The 16,252-nt window shown below is 42.4% G+C and carries 13 protein-coding genes; 7 read left to right on the top strand and 6 right to left on the bottom strand.

Annotated elements, in window-relative coordinates; genetic code table 11:
- Positions 1 to 11: 11 nt before the first annotated feature.
- From HMPREF9009_RS13515 to HMPREF9009_RS13500, 4 genes are all read right to left on the bottom strand, one after another.
- On the bottom strand, positions 12 to 824 hold the full coding sequence (locus HMPREF9009_RS13515) for an SDR family oxidoreductase (RefSeq protein WP_004304110.1): 813 nt from the start codon (positions 822 to 824) through the stop codon (positions 12 to 14).
- A 21-nt stretch (positions 825 to 845) separates the two neighbouring features.
- On the bottom strand, positions 846 to 1,919 hold the full coding sequence (locus HMPREF9009_RS13510; RefSeq protein ID WP_049702476.1) for a LacI family DNA-binding transcriptional regulator: 1,074 nt from the start codon (positions 1,917 to 1,919) through the stop codon (positions 846 to 848).
- A gap of 388 nt (positions 1,920 to 2,307) precedes the next feature.
- The gene (locus HMPREF9009_RS13505) at positions 2,308 to 2,595 is read right to left on the bottom strand and encodes a YtxH domain-containing protein (RefSeq protein WP_004313352.1); all 288 of its coding nucleotides are present in this window, start codon (positions 2,593 to 2,595) and stop codon (positions 2,308 to 2,310) included.
- A 44-nt stretch (positions 2,596 to 2,639) separates the two neighbouring features.
- Positions 2,640 to 2,885 carry a GlsB/YeaQ/YmgE family stress response membrane protein gene (locus tag HMPREF9009_RS13500; RefSeq protein ID WP_004313353.1) on the bottom strand — a complete coding sequence of 82 codons (246 nt, stop codon included), beginning with the start codon at positions 2,883 to 2,885 and terminating at the stop codon, positions 2,640 to 2,642.
- 161 nt (positions 2,886 to 3,046) lie between these two features.
- On the opposite strand from HMPREF9009_RS13500, the gene HMPREF9009_RS13495 reads away from it, so the two are divergent.
- Complete coding sequence (locus HMPREF9009_RS13495; protein ID WP_004313354.1) at positions 3,047 to 4,252, top strand: MFS transporter; 1,206 nt, start codon at positions 3,047 to 3,049, stop codon at positions 4,250 to 4,252.
- Positions 4,253 to 4,384: 132 nt separating this feature from the next.
- On the opposite strand, the gene HMPREF9009_RS13490 is transcribed toward HMPREF9009_RS13495, so the two are convergent.
- Both HMPREF9009_RS13490 and HMPREF9009_RS13485 read right to left on the bottom strand, forming a co-directional pair.
- Complete coding sequence (locus HMPREF9009_RS13490; protein ID WP_049702475.1) at positions 4,385 to 5,866, bottom strand: RagB/SusD family nutrient uptake outer membrane protein; 1,482 nt, start codon at positions 5,864 to 5,866, stop codon at positions 4,385 to 4,387.
- A gap of 14 nt (positions 5,867 to 5,880) precedes the next feature.
- Positions 5,881 to 9,009 (bottom strand): SusC/RagA family TonB-linked outer membrane protein, encoded by a 3,129-nt coding sequence (locus tag HMPREF9009_RS13485; protein ID WP_049702474.1) that lies wholly within the window; start codon positions 9,007 to 9,009, stop codon positions 5,881 to 5,883.
- Between the two features lie 157 nt (positions 9,010 to 9,166).
- Here HMPREF9009_RS13485 and HMPREF9009_RS13480 point away from each other — a divergent pair, with 157 nt between their 5' ends.
- The 6 genes from HMPREF9009_RS13480 to bioD all read left to right on the top strand — a co-directional run bounded on the left by HMPREF9009_RS13480 (position 9,167) and on the right by bioD (position 16,214).
- Positions 9,167 to 10,276, top strand: coding sequence for a DUF4421 domain-containing protein (locus tag HMPREF9009_RS13480; protein ID WP_049702473.1), 1,110 nt, complete (start codon positions 9,167 to 9,169; stop codon positions 10,274 to 10,276).
- 91 nt (positions 10,277 to 10,367) lie between these two features.
- The gene (gene bioA / locus HMPREF9009_RS13475; RefSeq protein ID WP_049702472.1) at positions 10,368 to 12,782 is read left to right on the top strand and encodes an adenosylmethionine--8-amino-7-oxononanoate transaminase; all 2,415 of its coding nucleotides are present in this window, start codon (positions 10,368 to 10,370) and stop codon (positions 12,780 to 12,782) included.
- Between the two features lie 199 nt (positions 12,783 to 12,981).
- Entirely contained in the window at positions 12,982 to 14,136 is a 1,155-nt protein-coding gene (locus HMPREF9009_RS13470) for an 8-amino-7-oxononanoate synthase (protein ID WP_049702471.1), read from the top strand.
- Complete coding sequence (locus HMPREF9009_RS13465; RefSeq protein ID WP_049702470.1) at positions 14,133 to 14,792, top strand: DUF452 family protein; 660 nt, start codon at positions 14,133 to 14,135, stop codon at positions 14,790 to 14,792. The genes HMPREF9009_RS13470 and HMPREF9009_RS13465 overlap by 4 nt, the downstream gene beginning before the upstream one ends.
- Before the next feature lie 10 nt (positions 14,793 to 14,802).
- Positions 14,803 to 15,570, top strand: a complete 768-nt coding sequence (bioC, locus tag HMPREF9009_RS13460) for a malonyl-ACP O-methyltransferase BioC (protein WP_049702469.1) — start codon at positions 14,803 to 14,805, stop codon at positions 15,568 to 15,570.
- Positions 15,567 to 16,214 carry a dethiobiotin synthase gene (gene bioD, locus HMPREF9009_RS13455; RefSeq protein WP_049702468.1) on the top strand — a complete coding sequence of 216 codons (648 nt, stop codon included), beginning with the start codon at positions 15,567 to 15,569 and terminating at the stop codon, positions 16,212 to 16,214. Before bioC ends, bioD begins: the two co-directional genes overlap by 4 nt.
- The last annotated feature ends 38 nt before the right edge of the window (positions 16,215 to 16,252 follow it).

The raw sequence follows: 16,252 nt of genomic DNA, 5'->3' as shown, positions 1-16,252 counted from the left end.
TTCTCCATTTATTAAATTGAGAATGCATCAAATCCACCATCGATTACAGCTACTGTACCTGTTACGAAGTTGGAAGCATCGCTAATCAAATAATGGATGGTTCCATAAAGATCTTCCGGTTCACCAAAACGGTTGAATGGAGTATGAGCGAGAATTGTTTTTGAACGATCAGTCAGAGAGCCATCCGGATTAGTCAATAACGCACGGTTCTGATCGGTCAGGAAGAATCCCGGAGCGATCGCATTTACACGCAGACCGTTACCGAATTTCAATGCCAGTTCGCCAGCCATGTATTTAGTAAAGTTAGCAATAGCGGCTTTAGCTGCACCATAACCAACGACACGAGTCAATGGACGAAGAGCTGATTCAGAGCAGAAGTTTACAATAGAACCTTTCTTCTGTTCTACCATAATTTCAGCAAATACCATCGTAGGCAATACGGTACCGAAAAGGTTCAAATCCACCACTTTCTTAAATGCGTCAATCTGTAAATCGAAGAACGTTTTGTCCGGAGCGATAGTTGCACCTGCCATGTTACCTCCAGCAGCGTTCAACAAAACATCAATACGGCCATAAGCCTTCATAATTTCCACTTTGTTACCTTCCAGCACTTCCTTATCCATCACATCAGTGTAAAGGAACATTGCTTCATTTCCTTCTGCTTTGATACTGTCTACCAATGCTTTCCCAGCTTCTTCACTTCTGTCGAGCACAACCACTTTTGCGCCTTCCTTTGCGAGATACGCAGCAATACCTTTACCTAAAATACCAGCTCCGCCGGTGATAACAACTACTTTGCCTTTTACGTTAAATAATTCATTCATGGTTCTTATAAATTTATATGTTTATAATTTATTGTTCAGATAATATTTCAGATTCTCTTTAAGGAGAATATCGATAGGCATCAAATTCACTTTCTCACTATTCTGCTTGAACAGCAAATGATTACACAATGATTTAACACCATCGTACCCCTGACGCTCGGGGCGCTGCGCAATCAATGCGGTTATCACACCTTCGGAAAGTAATTGCGTATTTCTGCCGATAAGGTCATAACCAACCAGTTTGACAGCCTGCATTCCTTTTGCTTTCAGGTAATTTCCTAAAATATAGCAAGTTGAATTAAAGATAATAGCGCCTTTAATATTCGGATTAGCTTCAAAGATTTCATCCAGTTTCATGAAGTTATACACTGAATCATTTATTTTCAGTTCTACTTCATGCAGATTCCCGTTAAACCCTATTTCAGTGAGATAATGACAGAAACCTTCGCGCCTGTTCCTTCCCTGGTTAGAATCGTTCTTCCCACTATGAATAATCCGTGCCATTAATATATCGGAAGAAGAAGGAAGCCTGTCCATCAATAATCTGGCAGCAATCACTCCGGCATCATAAGATTCCGTTCCAAAATAAGCCAGTTGATGCTGCCCTCCAATGTTGGAGTCAACATACACGTATGGTATTTCATTCCTGTCAAGCTCCTGCGAAAGCCGGATAACAGAATCTGTAAACAAAGTCGCAATCAATACTCCATCCACTTTCTCATTCAGCAGATTTCGGATGATATCATCAAAAGTCTTATTATTATATTGATCGAAAAAGAGTTTGGTAATGGTGATATTATATGATTCCATTTCCGCCGCAGCTTTATCTATACCTTCCGAAATAGCTTCCCAATACTCCCCCTGCACAAAAGAAGGAGTTATTGCAAGGATATGATATTGTTTTTTGGAGGCTGCTAATGAACGTGCCATCAGATTTGGTTGGTAATGTACCATTTCCAGGATAGCCTGTACTTTTTTCCTGTTTTCTTCAGATACTCTTCCACGATTATGGATTACACGGTCTACCGTGCCAACAGAGACACCTGCCATCTTGGCAATGTCTACAATCCGAATATTTGAAAACTCTTTATCCATATATTGATAAGTATCTTGTTTTTCATCGGCAAAAGTAAAATGAATTATTGAATTAAGCAATAGTGTGTGCGCACACACATCACACTAAAACGAGCACATACAACTAATAATCAAATAATTAACTCTAACACACAAAAAACATACATGTTGTTAAACATAAGAAAAAGTAAAGATAGTATGGAGAAAAAGACTCTTTTCAGATGAAAAGTTAGAGAGAAAGTAACTCCTGATTCTTGAAGGAAACGAGAATAATAAAGAAGATTAGCCTAAATGTGTTCGCACACACATTGATACAATGACTAAATAAAGCTAGGGATAAAAGATTAAATATACAAAAAATAAAACAGGTAACCGATTCTATTTAAATCGATTACCCATTTTGGGATTCTTACTTTTCCCACTTATCTTTTGCTTTTCCGGCCACTTTGTCGGCTTCTGCCGCTACTTTATCAGCAATTTCCGCACCGGTTTCTACTGCTTTAAGTCCAAGATCCATTGCTTTTCTTTCAGCATGAGCAGCTGCTATTTCAGCATCGCGACCTATACGATGGATAGCATTATAAATTTCGCTTTCCAACTGTTTTGCTTTTGCTGTACGTGAAAGACGATAAGCTACTGCGCCGAGGATTGACCCAATTCCGAGTCCAATCCAGAAATTTCCATGTCTACATTCCATAATTAAGTTCTGTTTTTAGGATTAAAAATAAATTATATAAATATCTATTTAGATTTCGAGAATAAGGAAGCAATCCATAATACAAGGATAGCCCCTACAGTGGAAGTTATCAAACTTCCGATCAATCCTGAAGCTGACAGTCCGAAAAGGGCAAATACCCAACCGCCCAGTACACCTCCAAGAATACCAAGTAATAAATTTATAATAAGACCAAAACCTCCGCCGCGCATTACTTTACCTGCGAGGAATCCAGCCACAATACCAATAATGATATACCATATAAAGCCCATATAATCCTCCTTTTTTATTTAACAACAGCAGGTACGGAGAATAGTTCGGTTAGTCAAAACTGAATTAACGACAATTTAGAATCCTTAGTCTTAGAGAAACGGGAAAGTTTGCGTACCTTTGCAGCCAATTTTTCAGGAACACTTCTAAAGCAATAGGTATCATGGTACAAAATCAGGAACAACCCGTAGGAAAAATTACATTTTCCATCTTAATCGCATTAAGTCTTTCACACTGTCTCAATGATCTTTTACAGTCCGTTGTTTCAGCAGCTTATCCGCTATTCAAAGATGATTTAGGATTAAGTTTTGCGCAAATCGGCCTTATCACACTGGTTTATCAGCTTTCGGCTTCGGTCTTTCAACCGATTACCGGAATCATTTTTGATAAATATCCCGTTGCATGGTCGTTGCCTATCGGAATGAGCTTTACACTGATTGGTTTGATAAACTTAGCATTCTCTGATAATCTATACTGGATATTAGCCTCCGTATTCTTAATCGGAATTGGCTCTTCCGTACTGCATCCGGAAGCCTCCCGTATCACATTCCTTGCCTCTGGCGGGAAACGTGGACTAGCACAATCACTCTTTCAGGTAGGTGGTAACTTCGGAGGTTCATTAGGTCCTTTACTGGTTGCTCTGTTGGTGGCTCCTTATGGCAGACAACATCTCATCGTATTTGCATTTGTGGCTTTAGCTGCTATCGGAGTGATGTACCCAATTTGCAAATGGTATAAATCATATCTAAACCGGATGAAAGCACAGACCGTCAGTGTCAGAAAACCTGTTCATCTTCCTTTGCCTATGGATAAGACAGCCCTTTCAATCGCGATATTGCTGATTCTGATTTTCTCCAAATATATCTATATGGCAAGTCTCACGAGTTATTATACTTTCTACTTGATTCATAAATTTAATGTAAGCGTACAAGATTCGCAACTATATTTATTTATCTTTCTGGTAGCTACTGCTATCGGAACATTAATTGGTGGACCTGTCGGTGACCGAATTGGTCGGAAGTATGTGATTTGGGCTTCTATTTTAGGAGCTGCCCCATTTAGCTTACTAATGCCCCATGCCAATCTGCTGTGGACTATTATCCTTAGCTTCTGTGTGGGATTGATGCTTTCTTCCGCTTTTCCTGCCATATTGCTTTATGCCCAAGAGTTGCTTCCTACCAAACTTGGATTGATATCCGGCTTGTTCTTTGGATTTGCTTTCGGAGTGGCCGGTGTAGCATCTGCCGTACTCGGTAATTTAGCGGATAAAACGAGTATTGAATATGTATATAATATCTGTGCTTATATGCCGTTACTAGGATTGGTCACATTCTTTTTACCGAATTTGAAGAAGAAAAAAATAGAATAAGATTAGATTAAATAAAATGGGGTGTGTCACATTTTGCACTCCCTCTTTTCCAAAGAAAACGACCGGTATGCATCGTCACGACGTATACCGGTCTACAAGTTAAGGTCAAAGTCAAAAAATTAAGAGAGCTATTTATATGTTAGGGTTAGCGTTAATTTCTTTCTGTGGAATAGCATACAAATAATAGGTGCTATTTACTGTAAACGGTTTACCGTTCGGGAAGTTGAGGAACCAATGTCCCAGAGGATTTCGTTTTTCAAAGCTACCACCCTCCTGCCAGCAATCGACTTCTGTCTTCTGCATTTCATCCGATAAAGCAGCACGTTCTACTGCCTTTTGTGTACGAAGTATATCGGTAATACCAAATCCTTCCCCCCAAAGTTCACGGCGACGTTCCATCAGAATCTCATTGATTACATCTTCCTGTGATTTTCCTGTCACCTCATAATCCCCTACTCCACGGGCATTACGCAATGTATTCAATGGAGCTACAGCCTGGGCCAACGCTACGCCGTCACGAACTTTCGCCTCCGCTTCTATCAAATACATTTCAGCAGCACGCATCAAGACCAGATCAGCCGTATCATCTGCACGCATGTGAAATTTCTTATATCCCAAATACCCTTCACGCATCCACTGAAACAAAGGTAAACGAATATCACCTTCAGTAAATGTATCTTTCAGATGGGGATCAGCCATAAAGCTGCTATATGCTCCTACGTATGTTGCATCCAAATAATAGAAATTATAGCTGGCATCCGATTGGGAAGGAATTTGAGGAAATCCCCATATCCACTCTTTATTGGAAATGTTATTAAAACCTTCGTACTCGGCTGTAGTTGTCATCAACGTATATCCTGCACGTGCTGCTTCGGCAGCTTTTGCGGCTTCTTCCCATTGTCCGGTCAGCAAGTAAGCGCGAGCCAAAAGACCGTTGACTACTGCTACATTTGGTTTGAACTTTTGATTATCACCGCTGCGGACATAGTTTTTCAAATAATCCTTCGCCAAAGTGAGGTCGTCGAAAATAAGCTGATAAACCTGTGCCACTGTTGATTTTCCTTTCGGTACAGTGGAGCTATTGCTAGGTTCGGTATATATAGGAACACACGGAGCATCTTTATCTTTCAAGTAGGTGAATTGATAATGCTGTACCAAGTGCAAATAACAAAAGGCGCGTAATGCCAATGCTTGTCCCTGTGCCTGACGGAGTTCTTCCGAATCCCCCTTGATAGAAATGGCAGTGTTACAATTATCTATCGTTTTATATATCAGATACCAGGCAAACTCTGTTCTACCATTTGAGGATTGCGCTATATCATTAAACTGATACGAAGAGTTAAAACCATATTTCGGACGGGAAACAATATCACTTGCCATCATATCATCCAGACACTGAAGTGCCCGATAACCGATATTGGCATAGGTACTTGAATAATCAAACAGATTATACCAGGCACCATTCACAAGTGCCTCCGCATTTTCGGGTACAGATACCTTATCCGAACTTACCGCATCTGTGGGGTCCGTATCCAAAAAACTGCTGCTGCAACTCGTTGCCAGGAAAAGTCCGGCAACTGCCGCAAGAATGGATTGAATTTTTATTTTTCTCATAATTTAGTCTGAATTTAGAAAGAAACATTGATACCTCCGGAGATGGTTCGCATAGCCGGATAACGGTAATAAGTGATACCGGTAATTCCCTGTTCAGGGTCTAGTCCCTGATTCCGGTGAATGGTAAACAGATTATCTCCTTGTACATATACCTGCACACTGCTCAATGACAACTTACTAATCCATTGTTTGGGTAAGTTATAGGAAAGTGTCAGGTTTTTCAATCGCATATACGAATTATTCTGCAAGAAGCGAGTGGAAGCCGAGTTCCAGTTATTAGAGGTAGTACTCAAAGCAGGGACATCGGTATAGCGATTGTCGGGAGTCCATCTTCTTAGAATCTCCGTCGACCAGTCGCGACCTTCCAAACTTCCATTGTGCAGAATCATTGTGACATCACGATTGTAGATATATCCACCGATACTATAAGCAAAGATAGCCGAAAGATCAAATCCTTTCCAGGAAAGAGACGTATTGAATCCGCCATACACCTTCGGAAGAGACGATTTGTTGACATAATAATAGTCAGCCGAACCATAATCATTTGTTGTGACACGTTTTCCGGTCGGATTCTTATTTGCATCCACCTCATCCTTATACCACAGCGGATCTCCATTTTCCGGGTCTACTCCCGCCCACTCTATCATATAGAAATCATACACCGAACGACCTACCTGCAACTTGTTCACACCACTTCGCGGCATATCTTTCAATGGGAGGTCTGTCACCTTATTCTTATAATGCGTCAAGTTCATACCCAGTTTCCATACCCAACCATTCTGATTGATAATCGTTCCGTTAAGCACCATTTCTATACCTGTATTCTTCAAGGCTCCTACATTTTCGTCAATAGAACCGTATCCTAGGGAAGGAGCTATCGGACGTGAATAAAGCAGGTCTTTCGAACGACGTGTAAAGAAATCAAATGAACCGGAAAAACGGTTATTGAACAGGGAGAAGTCGATACCTACATTAAAGTTGAGGTTCGTTTCCCATTTCAGATTCGGAGTTGCCATACGGTCGGACACTAACGCATTTTCTCCCAAATTGGAAACAATGGTATAAAGTCCTTTACTTGCATAATAAGTACCCAGGTTGTCATTTCCCTGCGCACCATAGCTCATTTTCAGAGTCAAGGCAGACAACCAGTCGGAAGTACTTGCCATAAACTCTTCCCGGTCGATACGCCAGGAAGTACCCAACGACCAGAAATTTCCCCAGCGGGTCTCCGGCGCAAAACGTGAAGAACCGTCGCGACGATAGGATGCCGAGAAGAAATATTTATTTTGATAATCGTATAATGCTTGAGTCAGATAACCCACCAACGCATAATCAATGCGATATCCCGAACCTCCGGTCAACTGTGAACCAACTACCAACTCCGGCATATCAGGCTGCGCCATTTTGGAACGTGATGCTGTCAGTTCATCATAACGATAAGAATAGGCTTCCACACCGGCAAGGACATTAAAATGATGTTCACCGATTGTCTTGTCATACGTAGCAATATTATTCCATGTCCAAGAGAAAGTACGGGTATTCATTCGGCTGACACCGCCACCGTTTTCTTTAGCCGGACCTAATTTAGGGTTCGTATAATCCAACGTATTATAATTAATCAAGTCAAAATTGAAACTTGTCTTGAATTTCAATCCCTCAATAATCGTAGCTTCCAGGAAAGTACGACCGGAAACTTCATCTTTCATTCGTTCTGATTTATCCAAAGGCAAAGTAGCCGGCAGATTCCAGTTTGCCATCGAACCGGAAGGACGATAAGAGCCGAAGTCATAAATGCGGTCTCCATTCTCATCCAATTTGTAACTACCGTCGGTATTCATTTCATAAATCGGATAAAATCCCGGCATGGTACGTCCTGCGGTAATCACATTACTGGTTTTGGAGTCGGAAGAAACCGGATAGTTCTGCATAGAATGTGCAAAACTCAAATTGACTCCTCCCTTCAACCAGGAAGTCATTTCGCTGGTGATATTGGAACGAAGATTGAAACGCTGATAACCGGATTCAAGCGCAATACCTTTATCATTCAGGTAGCCGGCTGAAAAGAAATACAGATTTGCTTTTCCGCCTCCGGAAACACTTAGATTCAACTCTGTGCGAAGTGCTTGTTGTTCCATGGCATCACTCCAGTCTGAATTCCATAATGGACGGGCACCTGCCACCAATTTTCCATCTGTACCGACCGGTTGCGCATATTGGGGACCGTATGGATTCGGTCCACCTCCCATCAATTTCGTAACCAGGTCTTTGGATGCTTGTGCCGCAGCAGTTGCCGGAGTATAATCCGCGCTCTTGGCGTACTGATTGCGAAGTGCTTCCCAATACAATTCAAAGTATTGATCGGTACTGACACGATCATAATCACGCACGGCACGATTGGAACCTCCTAAAGAGGCTTTTACCTTTACGGTCGCTTTGGTATTTTGATCTCCTTGCTTGGTTGTGATAATAATCACCCCATTTGCGCCACGTGAACCGTATAAAGCAGCAGAAGCCGCATCTTTCAATACTGTCATCGAAGATATATCATCAGGATTGATAGAGTTCACACTACCGTCGAACGGAACCCCGTCCACCACATAAAGCGGAGCGCTGGATGCATTGATAGATCCGATACCACGAATACGGATTTCCGCATCCGTACCCGGCTGCCCGCTTGCCGCACTAGCCTGTACTCCGGACACCGTCCCTTCTAATACACGCGATACGCTCGAGGTCTGTAGCTTTTCAATCTCACCCGCTTTCATCGTCGAAGCTGCTCCGGTAAAACTATACTTCTTAGCGGTAGCATAAGCTACTACCATTACTTCTTCCAGTTCTTTACTTTCCGATTCCAACGTGACATTAATCACACTTCGGTTATTCACCGGTTGCTCTACCGATCTCATTCCTACAAAGCGGAACACTAAAGTGCCGGTAGCAGGAACTTCAATTGAATAATTTCCATCAATATCAGTGATGGTGCCGGAGGATGCTCCTTTCAATTGTACGGAGACACCAGGCAAGGGCTCCCCTTCAGAAGTCACCGTACCCGTCACGCGTTTCTCCTGCTGTGCTTCCGCATATACTATATTTCCTGCAAAAAGCAGAAGAGACACGACTAATAAACGTAAATAGATTCTCATAATTTTGTGGCTTAAGATTTATTTGCTTGTTGTAACTAACAGTATATTGAACTTTTTTGTTTAGGAAACGAAACATTTTTTAGAAGATTACTAGCATAAATCAACGAAAGGTAGTACATTCGTGAAACGAAAAACATCTAAAACAACAAAGAACCGCATGGGGAAACGGGTTATTCTATATCTTTTTCTGTTATTTTCACTGTCCTTACAGGCGCAAAGTGAAAAGAAAGCCCTTTCTACAAATGATAGTACAAGAATAGATTCCACAACGGTCACCCAGCCCAGTCCTTTCAAAAGAGCAATCAAGAAATTTATGAATTTCAGTGATTTCGATACGCTCTATATCAGCCCGAACCGTTATAATTATGCGTTGATGGCTACTCATTTCAGCAACTTCGAATATTACTCTGTCACCAGCGAACAGCCTCAACCACAAAAACTTAGTTTCTCTCCCAACCCGCATAATAAAATAGGATTGTATTTCGGCTGGCGATGGATTTTCCTGGGATGGTCCGTAGATGTGGATGATATCTATCGGAAAACCAACCGGAAGAATAGAGGTACAGAATTTGACCTTAGCTTATATAGTTCCAAACTTGGTGTAGATATATTCTACCGCCGTACCGGAAACAATTACAAGATACATAAGATCAGAGGATTTTCTGAAGATATTCCCTCCAACTATTCCGAGGATTTCAGTGGAATAAAGGTGGATATAAAAGGGCTGAACTTATATTATATCTTCAATAACAGAAAATTCTCTTATCCGGCCGCCTTCAGCCAGTCCACCAACCAACGACGCAACGCGGGAACATTTATTGCCGGTTTTTCTATTTCAAAGCATCATCTCGACTTCGACTACACAGAACTTCCTGTTTTTCTACAGCAGACAATGAATCCCGGTATGAAAGTCAAGGATATAAAATATACCAATGCCAATATCAGTTTCGGATATGCCTACAACTGGGTCTTTGCCCGCAACTGCCTGGCATGTTTGTCTCTCACCCCTGCCATTGCCTATAAAGCCTCTGATGTAGATGCGGAAACTCACGAAGGAAAAGCATGGTACGGCAAATTTAATCTGGATTTTCTACTCCGTGCAGGGGTTGTTTATAATAACGGAAAATACTTTGTAGGTACTTCTTTCGTTGGGAAAAACTATAATTACCACCGGAATAATTTCTCTGTAGACAATGGTTTCGGCACTCTTCAGATATATGCCGGATTCAATTTCAACTTACGCAAAGAATACAGGAAAAAGAAATAAAAGTACGGATATCAGAAATCGTAAACTTGCTTGCTTATCCAAAGAATCTTTGTACATTTGCCACGTTCTAACGAACAAAAGTAAAAAATCAATGAAGCAACAACGCCACATACAGACCACACGTACCCTTCTTTCCCGCTTCCGTTATTGGGGCAGAAAGAACTATGCCGCTTTTGCGAGTATGGGACGTGAATTCCAAATCGGTCATCTGCACATCAATGTTGTGGACGTTGCCCTTCGCAAGCAGAATGCTAAAATTACTATCCCTTATCATACATTTATGACACTTCAGGAAATAAAAGACCAAGTGTTGGCAGGCATTGATATTTCGCCCGACCAAGCCGCTTGGCTAGCCAACATGGCTGACAGCGAGGCGCTATATGCCGCCGCGCATGAGATTACCGTCGCACGTGCTTCGCACGAATTCGACATGTGTTCCATCATCAACGCCAAGTCCGGCCGATGCCCGGAAAACTGTAAATGGTGTGCACAATCCTCTCACTACAAGACTAAAGCCGAGATTTACGATCTCCTTCCCGCTGAAGAATGTCTCCGACAGGCGAAATACAATGAAGCCCAGGACGTCAACCGTTTCTCTCTCGTTACCAGCGGACGAAAACCATCTCCCAAACAGATTACCCAACTTTGCGATACCGTTCGTCAAATGCGACGTCACTCGTCCATTCAGCTCTGTGCTTCTCTGGGGTTACTTAACGAAGAAGAGCTACGTTCCCTATACGAAGCCGGAATCACCCGTTATCACTGTAACCTGGAAACAGCTCCGTCTTATTTTTCCAAACTCTGTACTACGCATACACAAGAACAAAAACGAGCTACTCTTGATGCAGCCCGTCGTGTAGGCATGGATATCTGCTGCGGAGGTATCATCGGTATGGGAGAAACGATGGAGCAACGGATTGAATTTGCTTTCACTTTAAAAGAACTGAATGTTCAGTCCATACCTATCAACCTGCTTAGTCCGATTCCGGGAACTCCACTGGAAAACGAGCAGCCTTTAAGCGAAGAAGAAATACTTAAAACCATCGCTATCTTTCGTTTTATTAATCCGACAGCTTTTCTAAGATTTGCCGGAGGACGTTCACAACTTTCTTCCGAGGCGATGCACAAAGCATTATATATCGGTATTAACTCGGCTATCGTAGGTGACCTGCTGACAACTCTCGGTTCCAAAGTATCGGAAGACAAAAAGATGATTCAGGAAGAAGGTTATCATTTCGCCGCTTCCCAATTTGACCGCGAACATATCTGGCATCCGTACACTTCTACCACCGATCCGCTTCCTGTATATAAAGTGAAACGGGCAGACGGTGTTACCATTACCCTCGAAGACGGACAAACGCTCATTGACGGAATGTCTTCCTGGTGGTGTGCAGTGCATGGATATAATCATCCGGTATTGAATCAGGCGGCAAAAGAACAATTAGATAAAATGTCTCATGTCATGTTCGGAGGACTGACGCATGAACCGGCCATTGAATTGGGGAAACTATTATTGCCTTTGGTTCCTCCCTCCATGCAGAAAATATTCTATGCAGACTCCGGTTCGGTAGCCGTAGAAGTGGTACTGAAAATGGCTGTACAATATTGGTATGCAGCAGGAAAACCGGAAAAGAACAATTTCGTGACTATCCGTTCCGGCTATCACGGTGATACGTGGAATGCCATGTCTGTATGTGATCCGGTGACGGGTATGCACAGTCTTTTCGGTTCGGCATTGCCTGTACGTTATTTTGTCCCGTCCCCCACTTCCCGGTTCGACGGAGAATGGAATCCGGAAGATATACTGCCTCTGCAAGAGATAATTGAAAAACATTCAAAAGAGTTGGCGGCGCTTATCCTGGAACCGGTGGTACAAGGAGCAGGTGGAATGTGGTTTTATCATCCGCAGTATCTGCGTGAAGCAGAAAAGCTTTGCCGGAAGCACAATATTCTTCTAATCTTCGACGAAATAGCAACGGGATTCGGACGTACCGGCAAACTTTTTGCGTGGGAACACGCCGGAGTAGAACCGGATATCATGTGCATCGGCAAAGCACTGACCGGAGGATATATGACACTTTCTGCTGTATTAGCCAGTAACCGGATAGCAGATACCATCTCCAACCATGTACCGGGAGCTTTTATGCACGGGCCTACATTTATGGGTAATCCACTTGCGTGTGCAGTGGCTTGCGCTTCCGTTCGCCTATTACTCGAATCCGATTGGCAAGAGAATGTGAAGCGAATCGAAACTCAACTGAAAGAAGAACTGGCACCTGCACGGAAATTTCCGGAAGTAGCTGATGTACGAATACTCGGAGCTATCGGAGTCATTGAGATGAAGCGTCCGGTAAATATGGCCTATATGCAACGACGATTTGTGGAAGAAAGAATCTGGGTACGTCCCTTTGGCAAACTGGTATATCTAATGCCGCCTTTCATCATTACTTCGGAACAATTAAGCAAACTGACTTCCGGGTTACTTAAAGTCATTCAAAAAAGATGACAGATAAAAAGAATATTACCGGATTTTCACCCAAGGATCTGTTCCTCGGTGAGGAACGGACCTTTCCTCACCGAGGAAGGATGCCTTGGTCGGTGAGAAACTTCCGGGATAGTCCTTCTGACGATAAACATCTTATAAGCAACAGATTACACTTTCAATCATTCATCTATCGAATACTGATTACTTAAAATAACAATTCATGACATTAGAGTATATAAACCAGGAACTCCAAACCTTGAAAGAGAAAAAGAATTACCGTTCTCTCCCACCGCTAATCCACGAGGGGCGAGATGTTCTGCTGAACGGACAACGAATGTTGAACCTATCTTCTAATGATTATCTCGGACTGGCCAATGACATTTCATTGAGGGAGGAATTCTTAAGGACGCTCACTCCCGAAACTTTCCTGCCCACCTCCTCTTCTTCCCGGTTATTGACCGGTAATTTTAGTGACTATCAGAAGTTGGAGCAACAGCTAGCCACCATGTTCGGAACCGAAAGTGCACTCATATTCAATAGTGGTTATCATGCCAATACAGGAATACTTCCTGCCATTTGCAATACTCACACCCTGATTCTTGCTGACAAGCTGGTGCATGCAAGCCTGATAGACGGGATTAAATTATCATCAGCTAAATGTATACGGTATCGTCACAATGATATTTCCCAGTTGCAGCGACTGATTGCTGAAAATCATAACGCTTATGAGCAGATTATTATTGTTACCGAAAGTATCTTCAGCATGGATGGCGATGAAGCTGATCTTCCCGCTCTCATTCAACTCAAGAAGAGCTATTCCAATATTCTTCTTTATATAGATGAGGCTCATGCTTTTGGTGTACGAGGGAAAAAAGGATTAGGATGTGCTGAAGAACAAGAATGTATCAACGATATAGACTTTCTAGTAGGTACATTCGGGAAAGCCATTGCCTCGGCAGGAGCGTATATTGTCTGCCGACAACTCATTCGGGAATATCTAATCAATAAAATGCGCACGTTTATATTCACAACCGCTCTTCCACCTATCAATATTCAGTGGACTTCATGGGTGTTAGAACGTCTTCCAGCTTTACAACAGAAGAGAACTCACCTGCTACAAATCAGTGAAAAGCTAAAGGAAGCCCTTACAACCAAAGGATACAATTGCCCCTCGGTAAGCCATATTGTCCCTATGATTGTCGGAGCAAGTGAAGATACCATATTGAAAGCAGAAGAACTCCAACGCAAAGGATTTTACGCATTGCCGGTACGTCCGCCTACGGTTCCCGAAGGGACTTCACGCATCCGCTTCTCACTGACAGCGGACATCACCGAACATGAAATCGACCAACTCATTAAACTGATAAACGGATGAAACAGTATTTTATCATAAAGAATAATCAAAAGCATCTATTGCTTTTCTTCGCAGGCTGGGGAATGGATGAAACTCCATTCCTGCAAATTCACCCGACCGATAAGGACTGGATGATTTGCTATGATTATCGTTCATTAGAGTTCGATGCCGACATTTTGCAAGAATATTCCGAAATCACCCTCATTGCCTGGTCAATGGGAGTATGGGCAGCCTCACAGATAATGAAACAATATCCATCCCTGCCCCTTTCCCAAAGTATCGCTATCAATGGCACTCTTTCTCCTATACATGAAACGAAAGGGATTACTCCTACCATTTTCGAAGGAACCCTGCAAGGACTGAATGAACAATCCCTGCAAAAGTTTCAAAGAAGAATGTGCGGTTCAGCAGCCGATTACAAGGCTTTTCAGACAGTAGCTCCCCAACGTCCCGTTGAAGAGCTCAAAGAAGAGCTTGCTGCCATACAAAAGCAATACTTATCATTGCCACCGTCGGATTTTGCATGGCAAAGAGCCATCATAGGAAAAAGCGACCGTATCTTCCTGCCGGACAGCCAATGGCTGGCATGGAGAAACAAAGTGGATTCCCTTGAATATATAGAAGCCGCTCATTATCAACAAGACCTTTTTGATAATGTAATCATGCAAATCAACTAATGATCGATTTATGGATAAACAACTAATCGCCGAACGTTTCTCTAAAGCCATTGCTACTTACCCCCAGGAAGCAAACGTACAGCGGCAGATAGCAGATAAAATGATTCACCTGCTTACAGAACACATCTCTTTTCCCTGTTCAAAAGTGATTGAGTTCGGATGCGGCACAGGCATTTATTCCCGTATGCTACTTCAGACTCTTCGGCCGGAAGAATTATTGCTAAACGACCTTTGCCCGGAAATGAAGTATTGTTGTGAGGATATATTAAGAAAAGGACAGGTTTCCTTTCTTCCGGGAGATGCAGAAACAGTTCCTTTCCCCGCTGAAAGCACATTAATTACTTCCTGCTCGGCTCTGCAATGGTTCGAATCGCCTGAAAACTTTTTCAAAAGGTGCAACGCCCTGCTTAATAACCAAGGCTATTTCGCTTTCAGCACTTTCGGTAAAGAGAATATGAAAGAGATACGAGAGTTAACAGGAAACGGGCTCCCTTATCGTTCACGGGAAGAGCTTGTAACAGCCTTGTCATCCCACTTTGACATACTCCATTCGGAAGAAGAACTTATTTCTCTTTCGTTTGATAACCCCATAAAAGTACTTTATCATTTGAAGCAGACAGGAGTAACCGGAATATCCGGCACCTCTTCCCAACAACTGCGGACACGTCGTGACTTGCAGTTATTCAGTGAACGTTACACACAAGAATTTACCCAAGGCACTTCAGTGTCCCTGACCTATCACCCTATTTATATCATCGCAAAAAAGAAAAAAGTATGAAACAGAATGTATATTTCGTAAGCGGTATCGACACCGATGCCGGCAAGAGCTACGCCACCGGATTTCTAGCTCGTGAATGGAACAAGAACGGACAGCGTACCATCACTCAAAAGTTTATCCAAACAGGAAACATCGGTCACTCCGAGGATATTGATTTGCATCGTCGTATTATGGGAATCCCCTTTACAGAAGAAGACAAAGAAGGACTGACTATGCCGGAAATTTTCTCTTATCCCGCCTCTCCGCATCTAGCTTCCCAACTGGATAACCGTCCCATTGACTTCGGCAAAATCAAACGTGCTACGGAAGAGTTGAGCGAACGCTATGATTTTGTTCTGCTCGAAGGCGCAGGCGGCTTAATGGTTCCGCTAACAACAGAGCTTCTGACAATAGACTACATTGCCCAAGAGAATTATCCGCTTATCTTTGTTACTTCCGGTAAATTGGGAAGCATCAATCATACTTTGCTTAGCCTTGAAGCTATACAAAAACGCGGTATTGTACTGGATACAGTACTTTATAATATGTATCCTACCGTAAAAGATAAAACGATTCAGAATGATACGATGAACTTCATTCAAAACTGGCTGAAGAAGTATTTCCCGGATACGAAGTTTATATTGGTTCCGGAAATAAAAGAATAAAAAGACTTATGACTTCAAAAAACTAGCCTCACTATTTG

The organism is Bacteroides sp. 3_1_13 (assembly GCF_001185845.1).
Taxonomy (GTDB): Bacteria; Bacteroidota; Bacteroidia; order Bacteroidales; family Bacteroidaceae; genus Bacteroides; species Bacteroides xylanisolvens.
The sequence above is the reverse complement of the archived record's forward strand: the minus strand, read 5'-3'. Positions and strand labels throughout refer to the sequence as shown.

Coding starts and splice junctions, on each gene's coding strand:
- HMPREF9009_RS13465 (WP_049702470.1), top strand. CDS start 14,133: ATGAAACAGTATTTTATCATAAAGAATAATCAAAAGCATCTATTGCTT.
- bioA (WP_049702472.1), top strand. CDS start 10,368: ATGAAGCAACAACGCCACATACAGACCACACGTACCCTTCTTTCCCGC.
- HMPREF9009_RS13505 (WP_004313352.1), bottom strand. CDS start 2,595: ATGGAATGTAGACATGGAAATTTCTGGATTGGACTCGGAATTGGGTCA.
- HMPREF9009_RS13485 (WP_049702474.1), bottom strand. CDS start 9,009: ATGAGAATCTATTTACGTTTATTAGTCGTGTCTCTTCTGCTTTTTGCA.
- HMPREF9009_RS13515 (WP_004304110.1), bottom strand. CDS start 824: ATGAATGAATTATTTAACGTAAAAGGCAAAGTAGTTGTTATCACCGGC.
- HMPREF9009_RS13490 (WP_049702475.1), bottom strand. CDS start 5,866: ATGAGAAAAATAAAAATTCAATCCATTCTTGCGGCAGTTGCCGGACTT.
- HMPREF9009_RS13500 (WP_004313353.1), bottom strand. CDS start 2,885: ATGGGCTTTATATGGTATATCATTATTGGTATTGTGGCTGGATTCCTC.
- bioD (WP_049702468.1), top strand. CDS start 15,567: ATGAAACAGAATGTATATTTCGTAAGCGGTATCGACACCGATGCCGGC.
- bioC (WP_049702469.1), top strand. CDS start 14,803: ATGGATAAACAACTAATCGCCGAACGTTTCTCTAAAGCCATTGCTACT.
- HMPREF9009_RS13470 (WP_049702471.1), top strand. CDS start 12,982: ATGACATTAGAGTATATAAACCAGGAACTCCAAACCTTGAAAGAGAAA.
- HMPREF9009_RS13510 (WP_049702476.1), bottom strand. CDS start 1,919: ATGGATAAAGAGTTTTCAAATATTCGGATTGTAGACATTGCCAAGATG.
- HMPREF9009_RS13495 (WP_004313354.1), top strand. CDS start 3,047: ATGGTACAAAATCAGGAACAACCCGTAGGAAAAATTACATTTTCCATC.
- HMPREF9009_RS13480 (WP_049702473.1), top strand. CDS start 9,167: ATGGGGAAACGGGTTATTCTATATCTTTTTCTGTTATTTTCACTGTCC.